The sequence below is a fragment of the Candidatus Oleimmundimicrobium sp. genome (assembly GCF_030651595.1).
Classification (GTDB): Bacteria; Actinomycetota; Aquicultoria; order UBA3085; family Oleimmundimicrobiaceae; genus JAUSCH01.
The window spans coordinates 1-1,306 of the sequence record NZ_JAUSCH010000016.1 but is presented as its reverse complement, the minus strand read 5'-3'; the positions used below and the strand labels follow the sequence as shown (position 1 = coordinate 1,306).

Below are 1,306 nucleotides of genomic sequence, written 5' to 3'. Positions count from 1 at the left end.
AACCGACAGTTAGGTTTGTAACGATATTTATCTGTCCGCCGCTGATATTATAAGCGCCCTGTGAACCTGCAACCTGGCATAACTGTGAACGGTTTAGGTTCAGTATGCCGTCGGAAACGTTAAGAATGCCTGTTCCGGTGTTGCCGACGGTAAAGTATCCGCTGAATGTCGTTGTGCCGCCGCTGACGTTCATTATGCCGGTAATCGTGGCGGCGGTGCCTGCGAATGTGCCGTTAATAAATGTGTTTGTTCCGCCGGTGATATTCAACTCGCCGGTGCCGTTGGCAATGTAACCAAGTACCATACTTCCGCAGACAACATTGCTGTTCAATATTGGAGCGTTAGTGCCGCTCATATTGATCCTTGGAGCGTCGGTCGATACCCAGTTATAAGTATCAAGCGTGTCGAACCAGTTTGAGCCTCTGGCGAAGTTACGGTCGCCGCTTCCGTTTGTCCAGTCCTTGTTAGCCGCGAACGATGCGGAAACAAGAATCATCAGACTTAAAATACATACGATTTTCTTCATAGTAATCTCCTGAAACAAATTTGCAATTAATTATTTCGTGTCTCACCTATTGAGACATAATTCTTTCTTAATACACCAGTTCCCTGAAATTTTCCACCTTATGGAAGGTGGCGATGTTGCCGTTATGGGCGTCTTTGGCTTCCAAATCACCCGAACGGCTCATTATCAGCAAATCATCTTCCTTAATGACCATCTGGCAGTAATGTCTTGCCGACCTCTCGGAGGGGCCGATTGCCACAACGCCGGCGAAACACCAGTCGATCATATTCTTAGAAAAATGCAGAACAAGCCTGCGTCTTTCATTGTACGGCAGGTCAAATCTGTCATCGCTCAGAAGTTCCGCTTTTGTCATACTGTCTGTTGTTTGGGTGCTGACCAGCCAGTATAGTTTTGTTTTCTCATCGTAGACAACGCTGAACTTCATCTGTCCGCCCGGCAACGGCACAAGGAAATGTTTCTTGCCTGAAGGCGCCTCTACAAATTCGGTCTTTATTGAACCGTCTTTTTGCTCAACAGCCTTTATAACACAGCCGATATTGGTTATACCTGAATTAAAACGCATAAAGATATGAAACGTGTTTCCAGTCGGGTCGTACCAATAATGCTTAGGGTCGAGTATCTGCACGACGTTTGATTCAAGCCAACCGCAAGGCCATGACGCTGTAGTGCCTACGGTGCCGTCGCTCCTTGTAAAAGCGCGTTTCGTCCTGAACCCATCGGGATAGAATGAGTCGAAGAACGGTATGCCTAACCATTCAAAATCTTTATCGTTTACGGCTT

General features: G+C 46.8%; 2 protein-coding genes. Both read right to left on the bottom strand.

The features are described from left to right. On the bottom strand, positions 1-526 hold a 526-nt coding region (locus Q7U95_RS01505), incomplete at its 3' end, for a hypothetical protein (RefSeq protein ID WP_308751514.1). Between the two features lie 67 nt (positions 527-593). Continuing rightward, a partial coding sequence (locus Q7U95_RS01500; protein ID WP_308751513.1) for a hypothetical protein occupies positions 594-1,306 on the bottom strand: 713 nt, incomplete at its 5' end.